The following is a 21119-nucleotide window of genomic DNA, read 5'->3' as shown; positions in this document are numbered from 1 at the left end:
TGCGCCGGCAGGCTCCCCTGCCGGCGCTTGTCTTCGTGTCAGACGAACAGGAAGTTGCCGTGATCGAGCGTCGTCGAATTCACGTTCTTTAACAGGATCGAGTCGTTCGTCGAGAGCTGGATCAGCGTATCCGAGCCCGACTGCGAAATCTGCAAATGGCTGTAGTCGGCCACCAGTGATTTCAGGATCTCGATCGTGTCGTGGTTGGACGCTGTTCCGGCGTGGAAGCTCTTGATCTGATCGTTGCCGCCGTCGAACATGACGGTCGTGGTGCCCGGCGCCGCGGAGAAGACGTCGTTGCCGCCTCCGCCGGCCAGCGTCAGTCCCGCGCTCACCGCGGTGACGGCGTGGGTGCCGTCGCTGTTGGTCACGTCGATCGCGAGCAGCGAGCCGCTGGAATTGTAGCTGTCGTGCTCGACGGCGCCCGGCAGTCCCGAGAGCTGGAACTTGAAGATGTCGGAGCTGCCGTCGGCGTTGTTGATGGTTTCCGTCGTCTTGACCCCGGCGCTGTCGTAAACATCCGTGATCTTGCTGCCGTCCGACTTGAGAACCTGCGTGTAGTCGAGCGTGCCATCCGCGTGGGAGCGTTCGAGTAGCGTCACCTTGTTCGAGGAATCGAGGTGCTGATGCTCCGTCACGTAGCTCTTGCCGGTGATGTTGTACGCGTAGTTGTCGTGGCTGCCATCGGCATTGTTGATGTAGGCCTTGGTCTTGACGCCTGACGTGTAGATCGTCGTCGAATTCGACCCGTCCTTGTTCAGCACGTAGTCGCTGGAGAGGTTGCCGCTGCTGTCGAACAGCTTCGTCTCCTTGGTGCCGTCGGCATTGACGACATAGATCGACGAATTCAGCCCGTTCACGTAATTCGTCGTCGTGACATCGCCGCCGGCGGTCTTGACGACGTGCTGGGTGGTCGCGCCGGACGAATCGTAGGTGTCCGTCGTGGTCGACCCATCGGTGCCGTTGAGGATCTCGCTCGTCTTGTGACCGGTGCTGTCGTAGAGGTCGGTGACCTTGCTGCCGTCGCTGTTGATCACCTGCTTGTAGGCAAGGGTGTCGTCGGCATGTAGCCGGGTCAGGGTCGTCAGCGTGCCGGCCGCGGTGAGGTGCTGGATCTCGGTCGTATAGCTCTGGCCCGTGATGTTGTAGAAGGTATTGTCGTGGCTGCCGTCGGTGTTGGTGACGTAGAGCTTCATCTTGACGCCGGCCGAATAGACCGTGTTCGAGGACGAGCCATCCTTGTTCTGGACCAGGTCGCTGGCGATGATGCCGTTGGAGTCGTACAGCTTGGTGTCCTTCGATCCGTCGGCGTTGACCACGTAGACCGATGCCAGCCGCGTGCCGCTGTAGTTCGTCGTGGTGGTGTCGCCGGAGTTCGTCTTGACGATCTCCTGCTTCAGTGCGCCGGACGACGGGTCGTAAGTATCGGTCGTCGTCGCTGACGACGTGACGGTGACGACCGAGGTCTTGTGGCCAGTGGAGTCGTACTGGGTCGTGACCTTGCTGCCGTCGCTGTTCAGCACCTGGCTGTAGGCCATCGAGCCGTCGGCATGGGTGCGGCTGACCAGCAGCAGCTTCCCGCTGGGATCGATGTGGTCGTGCTCGGTCGTGTAGGACTGGCCCGTGATGTTGAAATAGTAGTTGTCGCGGCTGCCGTCGGCGTTGGTGACATAGGCCTTGGTCTTGACGCCGGCCGTGTACAGCGTGTTCGAGGACGAGCCGTCCTTGTCCTGAACGAGGTCGCTGGCGATGATGCCGTTGGAATCGTAGAGCTTCGAGTCCTTCGAGCCGTCGGCGTTGACCACGTAGACCGACACCAGCAGCGAGCCGTTGTAGTTGGTCGTTGTCACGTTGCCGGAGGCCGTCTGCACGACCGTCTGCTTGAGTGCGCCGGCGGCGGTGTAGAAGTCTGTCGTGGTGGCCGTCGACGTCGTGGTGACGACCGAGGTCTTGTGGCCGGTGGAGTCGTACTGGGTCGTGACCTTGCTGCCGTCGCCGTTCAGCACCTGGCTGTAGGCCATCGTGCCGTCGGCATGCGTGCGGCTTACCGAGACAAGCTTGCCGCTTGCATCGAGATGGTCGTGCTCGCTGGTGTAGGACTGGCCGGTGATGTTGTAATAGTAGTTGTCGCGGCTGCCGTCGGCGTTGGTGACATAGGTCTTGGTCTTGACGCCCGCCGTATAGAGCGTGTTCGACGACGAGCCGTCGGCGCTCTGGATCAGGTCGCTCGCGATGATGCCCTTGGCGTCGTACAGTTTCGACTCCTTGGACCCGTCGGCATTGACCACGTAGACGGACGCCAGCAGCGAACCGTTGTAGTTCGTGGTGGTCACGTTGCCGGAGGTCGTCTGCACGATCGTCTGCTTGAGCGCGCCGGTCGTGGTATAGAGGTCGGTCGTGGTCGCCGTCGACGTGACGGTGATCACCGAGGTCTTGTGCCCCGTGGAGTCGTACTGGGTCGTGACCTTGCTGCCGTCGCTGTTGAAGACCTGGCTGTAGGCCATGGAGCCGTCGGCATGCGTGCGGACGACGGACAGCAGCCTTCCGCTGGCGTCGAGCTGGTCGTGCTCGGTCGTGTAGGACTGGCCGGTGATGTTGTAATAGTAGTTGTCGTGCGTGCGGTCGGCATTGGTGACGTACATCTTGGTCTTGACGCCGGCCGAGTAGAGCGTGTTCGAGGAGGATCCGTCCTTGTTCTGGACGAGGTCCGCGATCAAATTGCCGCTCGCATCGTAGGTCTTGGTGTCCTTGTCGCCGATCGCCGTGACCGTGACGTCACGCACCATCTTGCCGTTGGTGTAGGCGATGCTCTCCGTCGAGCCATCGGTATTGAGCGTGGCCTTGCTGGTGATGATGCCGTTCGTGAAGTTCGACGTGCTGGTCGATAGAAGCGTCGCCGAGGAGTCGTAGACCTTGGTCACGCTCCAGGTGTCGGTCGAATTGGTGACGGAGAACTGGTAGCCGCCCTGGATCGCCGCCAGCGCCTTCGTATAGTGCGAGATCATGTACTCCATGGTCGAGATCGAGGCGACCGGAAGCACGTGCGTGTCGGTGAGTGTGATGGTCTGAAGCGAAGCCGAGGCGTTCAGCTCGGACATCTGCGACACGATGTCCTCAGCGGTTCCGCTGACATCGGTCACGGCCGGCGGCGTCGTGCCGCCTCCTGTCGGAGCGTCGATCTCGATGATCAGCGGGTGGTCCGAGACCGGAACCACGATCTGGCTGACGTCGGTATAGGTGGCGATCGGCGTGCTGCCCTTCAGCGGATCGTAGACGCTGATCAGGTGGTGGACGCTGCCGAGGTTCACCGTGACGGAACTGGTCGGGTTCGAGATCTCGGTGTCGGTCGCGTCGTTCCAGATTTTGGGTTCCGCCCACACCACCAGCTCATAGGCGCCGTTGCTCTTGCCGAGAACCATGCTGTTCCCGCTCGCAGGCAGGCCGTCGAGCGTGTAGTTCAGCGACGCGGTCGGCGCGTTGCCGCCCTTGCCGTCGTCGGCCAGGATCGTGGTCAGGTTGTGGATCGCGGTCGCGGCGAGCTTCGGAGTTCCGTCGCTGTTGAACAGGCCCCAGTGCGATTCGGAGTCCGTGGGGTCGTTGCTCGCTGAAGCGTCGAGCAGCTGATAGAGATAAGTTGTGCTGACGCCGTCCTTGTAGGCATCGACCAACGTGTTCAGGATCGACTTCGCCTGCACGTTCTCGTTGGCGCCAATATAAGGTGTGTCGCTCTTGGTGGTGTAGCCGGTCTCGGTGATCACGACCGGATCGGTGCCGGTCACCGACGTAGCGTTGCCGAGCAGGGCTTGAAGGGCGGCTGCGGGCGTCAGGCTCGTGCTGACATATGCGTGGGAGTTGGCGTAATCCGTCGAGCCCGAGAGGTCTCCGAGCTTTGCGTAGTCGGTGGTGTCGTTGTAACCCAGCGACAGGTTATAGACCGAAATCTTGCTGAGCGTGCCGTCGGCCTTGATGGCGTTGTAGTAGGCGGTCTGGAACCGCGCCGCGGCCTCGATGGTCAAGGTTCCGTCGTAGTTGAATTCGTCGAGGTTGACCTCGTTGAGGCCCTCGAGCGCGATGACGCTGCCTTGATGGCTGGTCGCGAACGCCTTGACCGCATCGAGATAATCTTGAAGTGCGGATGTGCCGCCGATCGCAACCTTCGACTGAACCACGAGGTCAAACTTGTACCCGTCCTTGGCGAGGCCATCGAGGACCGGTTGGGCGGCCGGGCTTGTCGCAAGTCCGTCGCGCAGCTTCGTAACACCGAGATATTTGAGGTCGTCTTCTACGAGTGCGAGGTTGTTGTAGCCTCCCCACCCATAACCAACGTGGGTATTGACGCCGATGGAACTAATGAAGGTGCTCGCCGACAGGATCGTCTGATCTGGTGATGCAGTAGTCATCGGTATTCCGAATCCTTTCTGGAGCGCGAGAGTTCGTTGCCGCTTGTAACCGTCGTATCGGCCAATCTCTGTTTTTGGAGTTGGTGAGATCAGTAAAAATAGACGCACCCCGGAGATTTTCTCACCGGAGCGTTCTGCACGACGCCGACCCGCGTACGAATCTGCCTAGAGTGATTGATTCTGAATCACCACGCCAATGTGCTGTCAGCGTGACGTCGCGATGGCGATGCAACGACGATGTTGCATCGATGTTGTGCCGCTGCTCAATCAAAGCGCATCTGCTTGTCGCGCAGGCAGCATCGAGCTCGATTGTGTTAAGCGCCATTAAGCCTATGGTCAGAGCAGATCGAATTGCCTAGAAGCGGGTTGCCGTAAATGCACGGGCCGAACTTCGAATGTGACAACTGTTCTGGCGTCGAAGGCTCGACTGGAGTCTGCCGAAGTTTCCCGAGAGCTGCGAGGAGTCAGGATCGGATGCGGTGGAACTTTCTCTGGAAGATCAGCGCGCTTCTTTTTGTCGCTGTGACGAGCGCGTCGATGTCGTCGTCTGCCGAGGCGCTGGAGTGGGGCTTGAACGGACCCGCAGCGATGCGAAAGGATCCCGAGCCGTTCTTTCGCGTGATGAAGGAGCGCGGCTTCACCGTGATCAGATGGGGCGTGAACCTGACCAAGGACAACGAGCAGACGGGAGGTCCGGCGTTCGCGAAGACATTCCAGCTGGCCAAGGCCTACGGGATAAGACTGCAGCCGGTCTTCGGCTTCCCGTTCCGTTGGGGGGATCGCACCGATGCAGGCCTGTATCCTGCCGGTGATCGCGAGGCGTTGTATCAGCAGGGGTACAACCGGACGTATGCGTTCGTGAAACAGTTCAAGAATGAGATCGATCAGTGGGAATTGGAGAACGAGATCAATCTCGTTGCGCGCGACCGCAACGACAAGCGCCTTTTCGGCCAGGGGATGACCGCTGCGGAGTTCGAGATGCCGGCCATGGAGGATTGGGCAGCCGTTCTGCGCGGGGCGTCTGACGCGATCGACCGGATCAATCAGGAGAGCGGGTTGCACCTGAAGAAGATCCTGAACACCACCTCGACGATGTTCGGCTTCCTGGATTTCATGGAGTCGCGCGGCGTGCACTACGACCTGATTTCCTACCATTACTACGAAGTGCTGGGACAGGATATGCGTCATGCCTGGAACGGCTGGAACCCGCGCTTCGACTTGTTCAAGAAGCTCGCGTCCTATCGCCGGCACGTCCTCTTCAACGAGGTCAATTGCGGCGAGATCTACAAGCCCGATTACGGCAACGCCCCTGGGGACGCTGCAACCGAGCGTTGTCTACGGAATTTGAACGGTATGTTGACGGCGATCAGGGATCAGAAGGACGTCGTGGTCGATGCCATCAACATCTACCAAATCGTCGACGAGCCGGCCAAGAAGCCGCCGGAAAACCGCTTTGGCCTGATGTACGATTTGCATCGACCGAAGGTCGCGCTCTACCTCGTGTCGCGCTTTGCGGGGGGCAAGCTCACTCCGGAGGAAGCCGCTGAACTCCAGAAGCGCGGCTTCTGAAGCCGCTTTTGCCGGCCTGTCGCGTGTCGCAGATCCGCAACGTCAATATGTTAGGCGCGCAAAGCTATTGCGGGCAAACCGCTGGCACGGCACGAAATTTGCCGCTAAGCACTGGTTAAAGTCTCGTTGATCGAACGGAGTAGAAGGCCATTCCCATGAAGGATCCCATGTCGGGCGCCCCGAATGTCATGTTTCTGGTTGAGGTCGTGAACTGCAATGACGGGATTGCATCCTATTGCGAGACCTTGGCCACGGGGCTGCACGCCCGCGGCGTGCAGATCCACCTGGTCTCCGGCATCGTGCGGTCGGACGAGAAGTCGGAATACAAGCGCCAGAAGCTGGCGGCGGCCGTCAAGCAGTGGCACGTCGTTCCCGGACTTCGCAAGCTGCCCGCCCTGTCGATCTTCATGCAGCTCTGGAAGGTGATCCGGGAGAACGACATCTCCGTGATCAACGTCCACGGGCTCGGCATGCTGATGTGGGGGCGGCTGCTGTCGCTGCTGACCGGCGCGCGCTGCGTGGCGACCTATCATCCATCGGTGCTTGGGAACATCGACAAGGTACAGAATGCGCCGCAGTCGACGTTCAGCCTGGTCCAGATCCTGTACTTCAACCTGTTCTTTCCGCACACCCTCATTCTGATGTCGGAGGAATCGCTCCGGCATCTCAGACGCTACGTGCTGTTCGGCAAGAACCGGATCGCCAAGGTGTATGGCGGCGTCGATACCGTACATTTCCGTCCGCCGTCGGATGCCGAGCGCCGCGATGCCCGCGCCAAATTCGGCGTCGCCGAGGGCGAGTTCATGTGCCTGCTGGCGGCGCGTCTCGCCTGGGTGAAGGGCCACGACCTTCTCATCAAGGCGGCGCGCAAGATCCGCGACAGCGCCACGCCTTCGCCCATCGATATCAAATGCTACTTCGTCGGCAGTGGGGGCGCCGAGCGCGAGAAGGAGATCAAGTCGTTTGCCTTTGCCGGCGAGAAGGACAAGGACACCTTCAAGTTCCTCGGCTTCATGGGCGACGTCCGTGAAATTCTCTGGGCCGCCGACGTGTTCGCGCTGCCGAGCCGGTTCGAGGGATTCCCGCTCGGCGTTGCCGAGGCCATGGCGACGGGACTGGTCCCCGTGCGGACCCCGGCGGGGGGCGCAACGGACCAGATCATCGAAGGTCAGACCGGCTTCATCGTGCCGTTCGAGGACGCCGATGCGCTCGTCGGCGCGCTTGAGAAAGTAGCTGATCCTGCAACCCGCGCTGCGCTGTCGCGCAATGCCCTTGCGCGCGCCCAGCAATATTTCGGCGTCGGGCCGATGGTCGACGAGACGCTCAGGATCTACGGCCTGATCGGCGACACCAGCGGCAATGCGCTGGCGCACGCGGTGAAGGCTTGATCTAGGCTTAATCTAGCTGCGTGCCGAAGCCAGCAGGTCGCCTCGCCACGTCACCAGGACGACGGCAAGGCCGGCGACGGCGATCTTCCCCGCAAGCCAGAGCAGGGAATCGGAGGGGGCCGTCGCGAGCATGGCGACCGCGGCGGCTGCGACGGTTGCCTCAACGATCAGCAGCGCGCGCGGCGCCGCCCGGAACCGGATCAGCGGGCCGCTGGCGAAGAGGATGACGAGCGCGGTGGCCAGTGCCGCGCTCGCGATTTGTCCCGCGACCGATATGTGCAGCAACGCGCCGATCGAAGCTGCCGCTGACACCAGCACCAGCTGGCACGCCGCGACGACCACCAGCCGCGTTGCCGATTTGGTCAGATGCGGCACGATCGCGAGGGTGGCCTGAAGGTGGGTGTGGAGAAAATAGAAGATCGCGGCGACCGGTGCGGCGCCGAGAAAATCGACCAGCAGATCGGCCGGAACGAACAGGTGCGCCGCGTCCGGCAGAAGGCCGATCAGCCCGCCCAGCATGACGATCGTCGCACACAGGATGAAGTCGAGCATGCGGGCGGTCGTCCTGCGCGCTTCGCCGTCGATGCTGCGCTCGAACTGGACGACGACATTGGGGTAGCAGACGGTGTGAATGGCAGCCACGAGAACGGAGAACGGCCGTTGCAGCAGATCGATCGCCATCGAGAAGCCGGCGGCTCCCGTCGAGGCCCGGCCGAGCGTGGCGATCACGATCAGGCGCAGCGTGACGGGGACGGAGAGATGGATGACGGAGGCGGCCGCGGCCATGATGCCATAGCGGCAGAAATTGCCCCAATCCGCCAGCATCGCATGCCGCGACGGTCGCTGCAGCGAGATGCGATGTACGACCAGGCTCACGAGAAGCACGGCGCCGTAGCCCGCGGCGATGCCGCACAGCGTCGCCGCCGCGGTGCCGTGGAGGTGCGCGGCCGCAACCGCGCCGGCCAGAAGCACGCTGGCGCGCAGGATCAGCAGGGCTGATGCTGTCGCCAGCCGGTCGGACACGCGCACGATCATGAAATACAGGTCGGTGCCGCCTTGCAGCACGGCCAGCGCCAGCGCCAGGGCGACGACGCCTGTCTCCAGCGTGCTCAGCAGCCCCGCCACGCTGCCGACGAGCAGCAGAACCAGCGCACTGAGCCCTCCCGCTGCGAACAGCGAGAATCGCAGACGCGCCGCCTCTGCTCCGGAGGCGGCGGCGAGGAAGCGGACGCCGGCCAGTTGCAGCCATTCGAACACGAAGACGCAGGCCAGCTGGCTCGTCGCCAGCGCCAGCGAGAACGAGGTGTACTGGGCCGGAGAGAGGATATGGCTGACGGCGAAGATCAGAATGATCGCGGACGCACTCTGGTAGATGTAACTGCCGAATGCGAGCAGGCTGGTCATGTCTGACGATGCGCGTGAGGGAATATGGGGGAATGGTCGAGGGACGTCAGCGGCATTTCAGTCCGCCTGTCCTAGGTGCGAGCCATGCCGCGGCTGCGCATGATCTGGTCGAAGGTGTTGCGATAACCGGTGACCACGTCGTCGAAGGCCCATTTATCGATGCCGGACTTCAATCGACCGCTCATCTCCTGAATCTGCTCGGGAGATTCGACGATCGCCAGAATGCTCTTGGCGATCGAGGCCGGATCGGGTGACGTCAGCCAGCCGGTCAAACCGGGCTTGATCGATTCCTGGATGCCGCCGAAGGGGGTGCCGAGCAGGGGCTTGCAGGCGGCTTGCGCGTCGGCGACGACGAGCGGACTTGGATCTTCCCAGACCGAGGGCACGACCACGACGTTCACCTGTTCGTAAAACTGCTTCGGCTGCACGAAGCCGAGAAACTCGATCCGCGCATTCGGGGCCAGCTCCTTGATCTGCTTGCGCTGGCTCTCGGATGCGTGCCCCGCGATGACGAGCCGGATCCGCTCGGGCGGGAGCGTCGCGATGGCGCGAACGAGATTGTAGATGCCCTTTTCTTCGGTCAGCCGGCCGATGAAGCCGAACGTGACGGTGCCGTCGACGATGGCGGTCTCTTCGCTGCCGACGTCGGCCGTCGAGGCGTTTCGAATGACGATCTTGAGCGGTGTCTGCGTGAAGAGACCGAGCCGGGTATGGATGTCGAGAATGCGCTGGCTGACGCCGACGACGGCGTCCAGATGTTTCGTCGCGCCGCGGCGGCGAAAGGTCAGCAGCTGGCAGCTCATGCAGCTCGCCTCGCAGGCGTGCCCGTCCGAGAAGCGCGAGCAGCGGGGGCAGGTGAGATAGTAATCGTGAAGCGTGTGCAGGACCGGAATGCCGAGCTCCGCCGCGGTCCGCCACACGGCCGTGGTCAGCCCGGAGAGATTGTTTGAGTGGAGGATATCAGGCTTGAACGCCTTGATCCTGGCTGCGACGATCTCCGACATCTGCTGCCAGTCCTCGACCGCGTGCCAGATGCCGCGCACGGGCGCGCTGTGCTGCTTGGCGAAGGGGAAATAGATATTGTGCACGGGCGCCGAATACACGTCGATGCCGTTGCAGCTTTCCATTGGCTGGTTCGAGACAGACGCGGCGCGTATCACTTCCACGCTGTCGTTCTGCCCCACCAGGGTCTCGGCGAGGCGGCGGACGAAAGTCTCCGCGCCACCGACCACCTTCGGAGCCAACGGCGTCGGATAGAGGGATGACGTGATAAGGATCTTCATCGAAAAGGTCTGTCCAGCTTCCCAGCCAAATGGCTTTCTGAAATCTCCGTTTCGGCTTATTGCCGGTTGGTTCGATTGTTATTCAAATAGACGTCCAAATATTGTCCTGTCACCGAATCTGCCGAGAACCTTTCGGCAAATCCCGGCTGTGGAGGCCGCGCAACCTTCCAGCGCGATCTCTCGTTGAGGGCCTTCAGCATCAATTCTCCCAGTCGCTTATAGTCGTTGGGCTCGTAGGACCCGACCATATTGGAAAACCCCGCGATCTCGGGAATCCCTCCCGCGGTCGAACAAATCGTCGCCCGGCCCGCGTTGATGCTTTCGATCAACGTCCGCGGCAGCGGCTCCGGCCAGACCGAGCTCACCAGACAGACGTCGATGCTGGCATAGAATTCGGCCGCCCGGGCAAAGCCGAGCCATTCGATGTTGCCCCTGCTGCGGCTCTTCAGCGTCCGCACGTAGTCCTCAAGTCCCTTTCCGGCAACTTTCAGCTGCCACCCCTCCTTGGGGAGCTGCTCGGTGGCTTTGAGGACTACTTCGATACCTTTTTCGGCCTCGAGCCGGCCGATAAACCCGAAGATCAGATCGTCCGAGCTCGAGGGGGGCGAGGGCACCACCGAGCTCGGATCGGCGATGTTGAAGATGACGCGGCCGTCGGTGCCGGGGAAATATTTCAGTTTGGTGTGCTGGTCGAGCACGAACTGGCTGTTCGAGACCACCGCGTCGACCATGCGCGAAGCCAGCAGATAGGGCGAGGTCATGGCCGCGCACAGCGTGCAACGCTGCGTGCATGTCGCGTCTCCGCGAAATAAGGTCGAACGCTTGCAGAGCAGGGAGTAGTCGCGCAGCGTATGCACGATCCGGATGTTGCGCCGCTTGGACTCCGACCACAACGAGACCGAAAATCCGGTGAGGTTGTTGGTGTGGACGACCTCCGGTTTCTCGATGTCGAGGATTTCGGCGAAGCGCGCCGCGGACTTGCGGTTCCAGGTATCCTGAAGATGCCACTTCAGACGCTGGACTGAAGAAGGCTTCCTGTCGTTGCCGAACGGCCAGTAGTCGTTGTCCAGCGGCACACGATACACCCGCACGCCCTTGATGTCGTCGACGCTGCGATCCTGCTTGTTTTGAAGGCAGACCACCGAAACCTGGTGGCCGCGTTGGACCAGCGCTTCCGCCAGCAACGACACGGACACTTCGGCACCGCCGATGATTTCTGGCGGATAGAGCGTGTTAACGATCAGTATCTTCAAGGGGAGCCCCGGATTCAGCAGCCAGCCGCAGCGTCAGTTCGATGGCCGAATCTCGAAATCCGGCACGGCCGAGCCCTTGACGCTGACAAGCAGCGGCGTCGTCGACAACGCCGTCCAGGCGCCAGGCGCAGAACTTGCCGCTTGCTGACATACATAGCCGATCTCGACATTCGCTTCTGCACTTTTTAATCGAACCTCGAAGCGCTTCGACGGATTCTCCGACCACAGCGCCAATTTCGTGTCCAATCCGCTCTCGCTGCGGATCTGCACGACACCCGGCAGCGGTGTGGTTCGCGTCGCCTTCAGGCTGTTGCGGACGAACGCCCAGCTTTCGCGAATGGAGCACACCGCGGGCTTCGGCGAATTGTCGAAATGATAGATGCCGAAATTGTCCTCGAGATCGCCCGGCTTCGTCCCGCTGTCCTTCAGCTCGTAGAGCCATATCCCCTTGAGCCAGGGACCTGCGGTCGATGCCCAGAGGATCATCTGCGCCATGTTGTCGGCAGAAAGCTGCTCGTTGACGCCGCATTTCGCGCTTGGTGTCGGCCATCCCGTCTCGGTCAGATAGATCGGATAGTTGGGATTGCCGGTCGCCTGTGCGACGCGCTGATGAAAGTTTTCCAGCCGTTCGATCGCTTCGGTCGCGGTGCGTCCGACCGGCGGTAGGCAATGGTTGTAGATGTGGATCGACATGCCGTCCGCGATGCGAGCCACGTCGGTCTTCAAAAGCGCGTCGGTGAATTTCCAGCCGGGATCGTCGCCGAGCGCGCCGATCACGAAGGGCGCGGACGGGGCCGCTTGCTTGACTGCGGGCTGCACCAGACGGGCAAGCGTCACGTAATTTTCGACCGTGAATTGCGACTCTGCGCGCGCGCGCAGATTGTACTCGTTCCACAATTCGAAGATCGGCTGCCGCATCGCGACCGCTTGCGCGGCCGTCGCGGCGTAGGCGACGAATCGTTGGCGCGCTTCGTCGGTCGTCGGTGGATCGGAGTTCGGGACGAGATGATGACCGGCGCCGAGAATGAGCAGCGGGATGCCGCCGCTGGTCCTGATCTGGGTCTCGAGGCGGCCGTTCAGGGCATTGAAGCCGAGCCGCTTGCCCGGCAACTCGAAATCCGACCAGGGGAAATCGTCCCGGAACGAGGTGACCCCGAGTTCCTTCATCTGCTTGATGGCGGTGGCGGGCACGTAGCCGCGGGCGCTGGTGACGCCTCCGAGGCCCTGATGCGTGCCGACGCCCAGCAGGAAGCGCTGATCGAGTGGTTGCGCATTCTGCGCGTTCGCAGGATAGACGAGGCCGGCCGTGGCGCAGAGCCCACATATCAGCGTCCGGAAACGACGCGTCGCGCGTTTCCTCTTTTGCTCCGTCACGCTCGTATCTACTCCTGCTCGCGTCAACCCGACAAGGCTAGTCCTCTTCTGTGGCCCCAATGGGGTGAGGCGACCTTGTCTGCGCGCTCGTCATTGAGCGCGCTGAGTTGGGCTATTTGGAGTTCACGACCACCGAGCTGATGTTGTCGGCGTTGACGCTCGCCGCGTTCAGCGGGTTCATGAGCTTGACGAATTCGGTCGACGGCGATTCCGCTACCGAGATCACGTCATGATCGCGCATCCTGAACGTATCCGCCTGGAACCAGCCGTCGGGCTTGCTCATGTCGAACTTGTACACGGCAGGCACCGTCTTGGTCGGGAACTGCGACACGTCGACGCCGATCCTCTCCAGCAGCGGCTTCGGCTCGAAGCGGTAGACGTAGATGGACTTGGAGTCCGCGCGGTTGCCGTCGAGGCCGCCGGCCTTCGCGATGGCTTCCGCCAGCGACATGTTGTCGTTCTCGAAAGTGAAGCGGCGGTTGTTGGTGCCGCCGATCGATCCCGGCGACGGCGTCGAACCGAAGGCCATGTAGACGCGCGGAATGCGGGTCAGGAAGACGACGTCGCCCGGCGCGAGCAGGACGTCCTGGTCGGGGTGGTGCACCACCGACGACATCGACTCGCTGTAGGTGCGGCCCTCGCGCTTGATCGTGATCGTGCTCTCGTAGGAGGGATATTTCGGGCCGCCGGCGCGCGCGACCGCGCCCATCAGGCGAATTCCGCCCGGATCGACCGGAAAGCGCAGCGGCGAATTGACTTCGCCGAGCACGCTGATCTGGTTGCCGCGCTGTTCGGCGACGCTGACGACGGCCTGCGGGTCGATGGCGCGGTCCTTGAGGCGCTCGCGGATGATGTTCGAAACCGCGCGCGGCGTCAGCCCGGCGACCTTGATCGATCCGGCGTAGGGAATGTTGATGTTGCCGGACTGGTCGACCTGCTGCCTGGGAATGTCGACGAAGTTGCCCGGCCTCACGCCCGCTTCGCGCGGAATGAACAGGCCGCCGGCCTGTGCCTCGTACACGGTCACGGTGACGATGTCGCCGATGCCGATCGTGACGTCGCGATAATTGCCGCCGGGAAGACGCGAGAACACCATTCCGGAGGAGTCCGTGAACGCGTTGGTCGCCTGAAGGATCGACGGATTGACCGGCATCAGCGCATAGGCGAGCGGCGCCGACGGTTCGGTGACCAGCGCGGCATTGGTGTGCGTGGCGACGGCATCCGGCGCGTCCAGGGGAATGAAGCCCGCGCAACCCGCCAGGGAGGCGCTGATCGCAGCTGCTGCCAGGATTCGGCTAATCCCGAAATCAAAAGAAAAACGTTCGGTCTTAGCCACCGCCATTCCCTCGTACTCATTTAAAATCGGAAACACCGTACAAATCCCGTGCTGCTGAGTCACTGCTACGTCTTCGACTTTATGGTAAAGCACTCATGGCTGTGACCTTATTGCCACTTGTGAACTGCGATTCACGTAAGAATGGCCTGTTCAAAATCTGTGCGACGGGTTCCTGTTTCATAAGCAGTTTGCAAACTAAACATACACGTGTCGGATCGATGTCACGATTGAGGCTGTTGTCGAACTTGTTGGTCGCGTGCGCGATGATGGTTCGAGTGCTCGCGTGATCGGCTGCCGGCGGAAATTTCTGCGGCGGGATTTCGCCTCCATTAACGCTTAGATTCGGAAGCTGGCGTCACGCTGGCGTCCGTAAGGTCTTCCTAATCCTGATCCGGCTAGTTGCACGGTCAAACAACAGGGAAGGCGAAAGACGATGTTGCAGACCGGATCACTGCTGTTCGCAGCAGGCTTTCTCACCTGCGCGATGATCGTTGCGTCCGCAATCGGCTGGTCGTTCTCCGACAATCGGGTGACCGACGGCGAGTTCGCGCAGGAAGATGGCCGCCGCATGGCCTGATCGGCCGGTCATCACGGTCGCAGATTGTTCGGAAGGTCGGACTGCAGCTTCGCCTGCTGCCCGGATTCGCTCTGGCGCATGTGCAGGACGTCGGCATAGACCTGACTCAAGGTCCGGTGCGTCTGCTCGATGTCGTAGAGGCGGGCGAAGCGCTCATAGCCGGCCCGGCCGACCGCAGGCAGGTCCATTCGCGTCGCGCGTTGAAAACCTTCGGCCAGCTTTTCCGCCGAGACTTCGTCGCAGAGTACGCCCGTCGCGTTGTCTTCGACGATTTCCGGCAGGGCGCCGATGCGGAAGGCGATGATCGGTTTGGCCGCACGCATTGCCTCGATCGCGACCAGGCCAAACGCCTCCCAGCGCGAGGGAATTGCAACCATGTCGGCCTGGTCGAGCTCGGCCTCGATCTGGTTGCGATTCATCCAGCCCAGAAATGTCACGTTGGCCGGCAGGTCGCTTCGGTGGAATTTGCTGACCACCGAAGCGCCGATCAGACGCACGTCGAGCGTACTTCCGAGCGCGCGCGCGGCCTCGATCAGGAGGTCATACCCCTTCTGACGGTCGAGGCGTCCGATGAAGAGGACCTTGATCTTCTCCGACCGCCACGGTGCTGCGCTCTGGTCGAGCACGGGACGCTGTCTGGAAATCCCGTTGTGCACAAGAACGAGGCGATTCGCCGCGATTCCGACCTGCATGGCGTCGGTCCGCTCGCTCTCCGAGATGCACACGATGCGATGGGTGAATTTCGACAGCACCAGCTCGGTGAACTTGGTGACCTCGCGGCTGAGGCGGCCGGTCTCGCGGCCGAACGCCCATCCGTGCGGGCAATAGACGATTCGCGAACGCCGATAGGTCAGCCAGAGCACCGGGCGCACCACGAGCCCGGCAAACGAGGAGTGAAGATGGATGATGTCGGGCCGCAGCTGCCGCACCGCGCGCATCGTCGCGAACAGCATGCGAAACAGGCCGAGCGCGTTGCGGCCCTCGCGCGGAAACGTGGTGACGGCATCATCCTCGATGTTCACCAGATCGCCGCGATGGTCGGACGGAACGACATAGTTGACGTTGCCGCGGCCGAAGCTGGCGCACTGATGCGGATGCAACTCGTTGAGATAGGTCGCGATGCCGCCTCTGACCGTCTCGGCGACATGCAGAATTTTCAGGCCGCTGGACAACGGTCATTCCTTCCATGACTTGCAGGCGCCGGATCTTGCGGACACACATCTAGCGCCGCCAAGCAGCAATATTTGGGCCGCTTCATTGTACGAGGCGCCCCGATGCGGTTTGCGGAGCCGGTTTGGCGAGGAATTCGAGCATTGCTGCGGCCGACTTGGCCCAGGAATATGTCGCAAGGCGCTTTTGCTGCCTCTCCTGTTCCGCAGGCGAAATCCTGCCGAGTACAATCCTTTCGTGCATTCGCGCCGACAGCCCGTCCGCATCGAGCGGATCGAAATAGACGGCGGCATCGTCGCAGGTCTCGCGCACCGCCGCGGCAGAACTCGCAATCACCGGGCAGGCGAAGTACATCGCTTCCAGGGGAGGGATGCCGAAGCCCTCGTAGAGGCTTGGAAAAACGAACGCCGCCGCCCGGGCGAACAGCGCCGCGATTTCCTCGTCCGTCAGGCGGCCGGCGACAACGATGCCGGTGCGCGATTCGGTGGCGCTGTCGCCAAAGACCTTGCTGTTGTCGCCCCCGACCACGACCAGCGGAAAATCGGCGCGGCCGAGCCGCTCGGCGGCGCGAACGGCGGTGTCGACATTCTTGTTCTTCGTCATCGAGCCGACGAAGAGGAAGAATTGGTGGGGCGCAAGACGCAACCGATCGATGATCGAGAAATCCGGCGCGACGGTCGCGAAGTGCTCCGCGCTGTTCGGAATGACGGGGATCGAGGCGGGATCCAGCGACAGTACCTCGGCAAGTTCGTTGCGCGAAAACGCGGAAACTGTTGCGATCGTTGCGGCGCGGGCCAGCATATGGTCGAGCGTCCGATGCAAGGCGAGGTAGCGCCAGCTGAAGAAGTCCGGCCGCCTGAAAACCTGCGCGTCGTGAATCACGACCAGGTGGTCGCGATGGAGCACCGGGCCGGAATTGGCAAGGCTGATCAGGCGCGTGCCGGCGGCTGCGCGCGCCAGGTCGATCTGGTCCCACGCGTGGCCCTGCAACGATCCGACCTGCTTGATTTTGATGCGGCGAAGACCGGGAAGCGTCTGCGCATTCGGTGGCGCGAGAATCTGCCACTCTGCGTCCACCAGTTGTCGTGGAGCCTCTCCGCTCGCGAGCAAGCGGTCCATCGCCTTGACGATTTCGGCGGCGTAGCGTTGCACGCCCGTAAGCGATTGTGACAGGAACCTGCCGTTGATGGAAAGTTTCAAAGCCGATCTTTTCTTGGTGGGGGTCTTGTTCTTGGTGAGTGTCTGGCGCGAGCGTTGCCTCAAGACTAAGCATTCGCGCCGAAGAGATGATCCATGACCTGTAGCACAGTTGGCGCTATCGTCCGAGCATCTTCGCGAGGCCGATAGCATGCGACGATGCATGGCGCCATCATGTTTCCTACACATTTCGATGCGCTTACATGGGCGCCTGATTTGATGACTGTCGCAATCGTCCAAACCTTGCCTCTCATGTCCTGGTCTGGCATTGCATGCGCGGAATGAACGAGGTGACAACTTTGCGGCCAGTGATCGTGACCGGTGCTGCCGGCTTTATCGGAATGCACGTTTGTGAACGGCTGTTGGCTCGCGGCGAGCAGGTCGTTGGCATCGATGCAGTCACACCGTATTACGATCCGGCTCTGAAGCGTGCGCGTCTTGCAACGCTCGAGAACCGTCCGGGTTTCAAATTTTACGAGATCGATCTTGCTGATTTCGCCGCGGTGACGCGCGTGTTCGACGAGGTCTCGCCCGACCGCGTCGTGCATCTGGCGGCGCAGCCCGGCGTGCGTGCGTCGATCGACGATCCCATCACCAGCATCCGCGCCAATTGCGACGGCTTCGTCACCGTGCTCGAGGCCGGCCGGCGCCATGGCCTCAAGCATCTCGTCTACGCTTCGTCGAGCTCCGTCTACGGTGCCAACCGCACCTTGCCGTATTCGACCGAGCATTCGGTGAACCATCCGGTCAGCCTTTACGCCGCGAGCAAGAAGGCGAACGAACTGATGGCGCACACCTTCGCGCATGTTCACAAGCTGCCGGTGACCGGCCTTCGCTTCTTCACCGTCTACGGCCCGTGGGGCCGGCCCGACATGGCCGCCTGGCTGTTCACGCGCGCGATCTTCGCCAATGAGCCGATCAAGATCTTCAACAATGGCGACATGTGGCGCGACTTCACCTATGTCGACGACATCGTCGAAGGCGTGATCCGCACGCTCGACCGGCCCGCGGCGCCGAATCCCGCGTGGAACGCGGAGCGGCCGGAAAATTCGTCGAGCTATGCGCCGTATCGCGTCTACAACATCGGCAACAACCGCTCGGTCAATCTGATCGAGTTCGTCGAGACGCTGGAGAAGATCATCGGCAAGCCCGCGATCCGCCAGTTGCTGCCGATGCAGGCCGGCGACGTCCTGGAGACGCGCGCCGATATTTCCGCCCTCCAGCGCGACGTCGGTTTCTCGCCGTCGACGTCGATTGCGGACGGCCTCGGCCGTTTCGTCGAATGGTACCGCAAGTATCACGGCCTCTGATTCCGCGATCGGCGGCACCTTGCGTGCCGCCCGGCTTTACGGTGGTTCTTGCGCTTTTGGCCGCCGGTGACCTTGTCAGCGGGCGCGAACGGTGGTTATCCGTCCTCCGAACCCCTTTTGACCCGGAACCAGGCGCAGGCCCAAAGCTGAGCGGATCATGGCTGAGCGGATCGCTCTCATCACCGGCGTGACCGGCCAGGACGGCGCCTATCTCGCCGAACATCTGCTGTCGCTCGGCTATGTCGTGCACGGCATCAAGCGGCGCTCGTCCTCGTTCAACACGGCGCGCGTCGACCATCTCTACCAGGATCCGCATGTCGGCAACGTGCCGTTCCTGATGCACTATGGCGACATGACGGATTCGACCAATCTGATCCGCCTGGTGCAGCAGATCCGCCCCACGGAGATCTACAATCTCGCGGCGCAAAGCCACGTCGCCGTCAGCTTCGAGAGCCCGGAATACACTGCGAATGCCGACGCCATCGGTGTGCTGCGCCTGCTGGAGGCGATCCGCATCCTCGGCATGGAGAAGGAGACGCGGTTCTACCAGGCCTCGACCTCCGAGCTCTACGGCCTCGTGCAGGAGATCCCGCAGAAGGAGACGACGCCGTTCTATCCGCGCTCGCCCTATGGCGTCGCAAAACTCTACGGCTACTGGATCACGGTGAACTACCGCGAAGCCTACGGCATGTTCGCGTCCAACGGCATCCTGTTCAACCACGAGAGCCCGATCCGCGGCGAGACATTTGTCACGCGCAAGATCACCCGCGGCGTGTCTCGCATCGAGGTCGGGCTCGAGGAGACGCTTTATCTCGGCAATCTCGAGGCCAAGCGCGACTGGGGCCATGCGAAGGACTACGTCGAGGGCATGCACAGGATCCTGCAGGCCGACAAGGCCGATGATTTCGTGCTCGCCACCGGCGAGATGCATTCGGTGCGCGAGATGGTCGAGCTGTCGTTCGCGCAGGTCGGCCGCCGCATCGCCTGGCGCGGCAAGGGCGTCGAGGAGACCGGCATCGACGAGAAGAGCGGCAAGACGGTCGTGAAGATCGATCCGACCTATTTCCGCCCGACCGAGGTCGATCTTCTGATCGGCGATGCCAGCAAGGCGCGCGAGGTGCTCGGCTGGACGCCGAAGCGGACGTTCGCGGAGCTCGTCGCGGAGATGATGAGAAGCGATCTGGCCGAGGCGAAGCGGGATGCAGGCCATGGCCAACACAGCGTTTGAGCTGAGGGGCAAAAGCGTCTACGTCGCCGGCCATCGCGGCATGGTCGGCAGCGCGCTTGTGCGCCGGCTCGAGCGGGAAGACGTCAGGCTTGTCACGGTGGGTCGGCGCGAGGTCGATCTGCGCAACCAGGCCGCGGTGTTCGACTGGTTCGCGCGGTTGCGGCCGCAGGTGGTGTTTCTTGCTGCCGCCAAGGTCGGCGGCATCGTCGCCAATGATACGCTGCGCGCCGAGTTCATCTACGACAACATCGCGATCGCCGCGAACGTGATCCAGGCCGCGCATCAGAACCGCGCCGAGAAGCTGATGTTCCTCGGCTCCTCCTGCATCTATCCGAAGCTGGCGCCGCAGCCCTTGCGCGAGGACTCGGTGCTGACGGGTCCGCTGGAGCCGACCAACGAGCCCTATGCGATTGCCAAGATCGCGGGCATCAAGATGGTCGAGGCCTATCGCAGCCAGTATGGATGCGACTTCATCAGCGTGATGCCGACCAATCTCTACGGTCCCGGCGACAATTATCATCCCGAAATGAGCCACGTCGTCGCCGCCCTGATCCGCCGCTTTCATGAGGCCAAGGTGTCGGGCGCGAAGAACGTCGTGGTCTGGGGCACCGGCACGCCGCGGCGCGAGTTCCTCTATGTCGACGACATGGCGGATGCCTGCGTGCACCTGATGAAGACCTATTCCAGTGCGGAACTGGTCAACATCGGCACCGGCGAGGACGTCACCATCGCCGAATTCGCGCGCGTGGTGGCCGACATCGTCGGCTACAGCGGCGAGATCTCCTTCGACACGTCGCGGCCCGACGGCACCCCGCGCAAGCTGCTCGACGTCAGCCGCCTCGACAAGCTCGGTTGGCGTGCGACGACGTCGCTTCACGATGGCCTGACACGCGCATATGCGGCGTACCTCTCGCATACGTAGAATGCACAATTGCATGTCGCGCATTTCAGAGGATGTCCGCAACTCCCTGTCACGCGCGGCGGCTAAGGATTATTCGCTGAGCGATGCAACCTGCCCTAATGTTGTGCGTGCGGCCTGATAGAGAAATGGTCTAGGGTGTTCAGTGGAACATCCGTCTTCAACGGAAAGAGTTTTTCATGCGAATCGCGATGATCGGAACGGGCTATGTGGGACTGGTGTCCGGAGCCTGCTTTGCGGATTTCGGTCACGACGTCACCTGCGTCGACAAGGACGAGAAGAAGATCGCGGCCCTGCACCGCGGCGAGATTCCGATCTACGAGCCCGGTCTCGACGAACTCGTCGCAGCGAATGTGAAGGCGAAGCGGCTCGACTTCACCACTGACCTGTCCAAGCCGGTCGCCGATGCGGACGCCGTGTTCATCGCGGTCGGCACGCCGTCGCGCCGCGGCGACGGTCACGCCGACCTGTCCTACGTCTACGCCGCCGCGAAAGAGATCGCGCAGTCGCTTCAAGGCTTCACCGTGGTCGTGACCAAGTCGACCGTGCCTGTCGGCACCGGCGACGAGGTCGAGCGCATCATCCGCGAGACCAATCCAAAGGCGGACGTCGTCGTCGCCTCCAACCCCGAATTCCTGCGCGAGGGCGCGGCGATCCGCGACTTCAAATTCCCCGATCGCGTCGTCGTCGGCACCTCGGACGAGCGCGGCC

At 62.2% G+C, this 21119-nt stretch carries 15 protein-coding genes; 7 read left to right on the top strand and 8 right to left on the bottom strand.

All coding sequences use genetic code 11. From position 1 onward, the window contains the following. Positions 1-38 precede the first annotated feature (38 nt). Positions 39-4400: a glycoside hydrolase family protein gene (locus IQ16_RS38610; protein WP_018644057.1), complete on the bottom strand. Its 4362-nt coding sequence runs from the start codon at positions 4398-4400 to the stop codon at positions 39-41. 375 nt (positions 4401-4775) lie between these two features. Between IQ16_RS38610 and IQ16_RS38605 the strand changes: the two genes are divergently transcribed. Beyond that, a complete protein-coding gene (locus tag IQ16_RS38605; RefSeq protein WP_145832093.1) occupies positions 4776-5969 on the top strand; it encodes a glycosyl hydrolase 53 family protein in 1194 nt (397 codons plus the stop codon). 155 nt (positions 5970-6124) lie between these two features. Then, positions 6125-7357: a glycosyltransferase family 4 protein gene (locus tag IQ16_RS38600; RefSeq protein WP_018644059.1), complete on the top strand. Its 1233-nt coding sequence runs from the start codon at positions 6125-6127 to the stop codon at positions 7355-7357. A gap of 12 nt (positions 7358-7369) precedes the next feature. Here the strand turns inward: IQ16_RS38600 and IQ16_RS38595 are convergent, their stop codons facing one another. The 5 genes from IQ16_RS38595 to IQ16_RS38575 form a co-directional block, all read right to left on the bottom strand. Then, positions 7370-8761, bottom strand: a complete 1392-nt coding sequence (locus IQ16_RS38595) for a hypothetical protein (protein ID WP_018644060.1) — start codon at positions 8759-8761, stop codon at positions 7370-7372. A gap of 71 nt (positions 8762-8832) precedes the next feature. Then, positions 8833-10044 carry a glycosyltransferase family 4 protein gene (locus IQ16_RS38590; RefSeq protein WP_018644061.1) on the bottom strand — a complete coding sequence of 404 codons (1212 nt, stop codon included), beginning with the start codon at positions 10042-10044 and terminating at the stop codon, positions 8833-8835. Positions 10045-10100: 56 nt separating this feature from the next. Then, positions 10101-11297 carry a glycosyltransferase family 4 protein gene (locus IQ16_RS38585; RefSeq protein ID WP_018644062.1) on the bottom strand — a complete coding sequence of 399 codons (1197 nt, stop codon included), beginning with the start codon at positions 11295-11297 and terminating at the stop codon, positions 10101-10103. 33 nt (positions 11298-11330) lie between these two features. Next, the gene (locus tag IQ16_RS38580; protein ID WP_018644063.1) at positions 11331-12671 is read right to left on the bottom strand and encodes a glycoside hydrolase 5 family protein; all 1341 of its coding nucleotides are present in this window, start codon (positions 12669-12671) and stop codon (positions 11331-11333) included. Positions 12672-12783: 112 nt separating this feature from the next. Then, positions 12784-14013: a polysaccharide biosynthesis/export family protein gene (locus IQ16_RS38575; protein ID WP_018644064.1), complete on the bottom strand. Its 1230-nt coding sequence runs from the start codon at positions 14011-14013 to the stop codon at positions 12784-12786. Positions 14014-14440: 427 nt separating this feature from the next. On the opposite strand from IQ16_RS38575, the gene IQ16_RS46085 reads away from it, so the two are divergent. Continuing rightward, a complete protein-coding gene (locus tag IQ16_RS46085) occupies positions 14441-14584 on the top strand; it encodes a hypothetical protein (protein ID WP_018644065.1) in 144 nt (47 codons plus the stop codon). An 11-nt stretch (positions 14585-14595) separates the two neighbouring features. Here IQ16_RS46085 and IQ16_RS38570 read toward each other — a convergent pair whose 3' ends face one another. Both IQ16_RS38570 and IQ16_RS38565 read right to left on the bottom strand, forming a co-directional pair. Continuing rightward, entirely contained in the window at positions 14596-15756 is a 1161-nt protein-coding gene (locus tag IQ16_RS38570) for a glycosyltransferase (protein ID WP_018644066.1), read from the bottom strand. An 82-nt stretch (positions 15757-15838) separates the two neighbouring features. After that, positions 15839-16954 carry a glycosyltransferase family 4 protein gene (locus IQ16_RS38565; protein ID WP_167526382.1) on the bottom strand — a complete coding sequence of 372 codons (1116 nt, stop codon included), beginning with the start codon at positions 16952-16954 and terminating at the stop codon, positions 15839-15841. Between the two features lie 278 nt (positions 16955-17232). On the opposite strand from IQ16_RS38565, the gene IQ16_RS38560 reads away from it, so the two are divergent. The 4 genes from IQ16_RS38560 to IQ16_RS38545 all read left to right on the top strand — a co-directional run. After that, positions 17233-18261: an NAD-dependent epimerase gene (locus tag IQ16_RS38560; RefSeq protein ID WP_018644068.1), complete on the top strand. Its 1029-nt coding sequence runs from the start codon at positions 17233-17235 to the stop codon at positions 18259-18261. A gap of 157 nt (positions 18262-18418) precedes the next feature. Then, a complete protein-coding gene (gmd, locus tag IQ16_RS38555) occupies positions 18419-19489 on the top strand; it encodes a GDP-mannose 4,6-dehydratase (RefSeq protein ID WP_018644069.1) in 1071 nt (356 codons plus the stop codon). Further along, entirely contained in the window at positions 19470-20411 is a 942-nt protein-coding gene (gene fcl / locus IQ16_RS38550) for a GDP-L-fucose synthase (protein WP_167526381.1), read from the top strand. The genes gmd and fcl overlap by 20 nt, the downstream gene beginning before the upstream one ends. A gap of 176 nt (positions 20412-20587) precedes the next feature. Next, positions 20588-21119 (top strand): nucleotide sugar dehydrogenase (locus IQ16_RS38545; protein ID WP_145832090.1); only part of this gene is annotated, 532 nt, incomplete at its 3' end.

It is taken from the genome of Bradyrhizobium huanghuaihaiense (genome assembly GCF_007830635.1).
Classification (GTDB): Bacteria; Pseudomonadota; Alphaproteobacteria; order Rhizobiales; family Xanthobacteraceae; genus Bradyrhizobium; species Bradyrhizobium huanghuaihaiense.
Note: the sequence above shows the minus strand (reverse complement) of the source record. Positions and strands in the feature narration are given on the sequence as shown.

Bases quoted from the DNA above. Each gene is read 5' to 3' on its own strand.
- IQ16_RS38610 (WP_018644057.1), bottom strand. From the start codon at position 4,400: ATGACTACTGCATCACCAGATCAGACGATCCTGTCGGCGAGCACCTTC.
- IQ16_RS38605 (WP_145832093.1), top strand. From the start codon at position 4,776: ATGCACGGGCCGAACTTCGAATGTGACAACTGTTCTGGCGTCGAAGGC.
- IQ16_RS38600 (WP_018644059.1), top strand. From the start codon at position 6,125: ATGAAGGATCCCATGTCGGGCGCCCCGAATGTCATGTTTCTGGTTGAG.
- IQ16_RS38595 (WP_018644060.1), bottom strand. From the start codon at position 8,761: ATGACCAGCCTGCTCGCATTCGGCAGTTACATCTACCAGAGTGCGTCC.
- IQ16_RS38590 (WP_018644061.1), bottom strand. From the start codon at position 10,044: ATGAAGATCCTTATCACGTCATCCCTCTATCCGACGCCGTTGGCTCCG.
- IQ16_RS38575 (WP_018644064.1), bottom strand. From the start codon at position 14,013: ATGGCGGTGGCTAAGACCGAACGTTTTTCTTTTGATTTCGGGATTAGC.
- IQ16_RS46085 (WP_018644065.1), top strand. From the start codon at position 14,441: ATGTTGCAGACCGGATCACTGCTGTTCGCAGCAGGCTTTCTCACCTGC.
- IQ16_RS38560 (WP_018644068.1), top strand. From the start codon at position 17,233: ATGAACGAGGTGACAACTTTGCGGCCAGTGATCGTGACCGGTGCTGCC.
- gmd (WP_018644069.1), top strand. From the start codon at position 18,419: ATGGCTGAGCGGATCGCTCTCATCACCGGCGTGACCGGCCAGGACGGC.
- fcl (WP_167526381.1), top strand. From the start codon at position 19,470: ATGGCCAACACAGCGTTTGAGCTGAGGGGCAAAAGCGTCTACGTCGCC.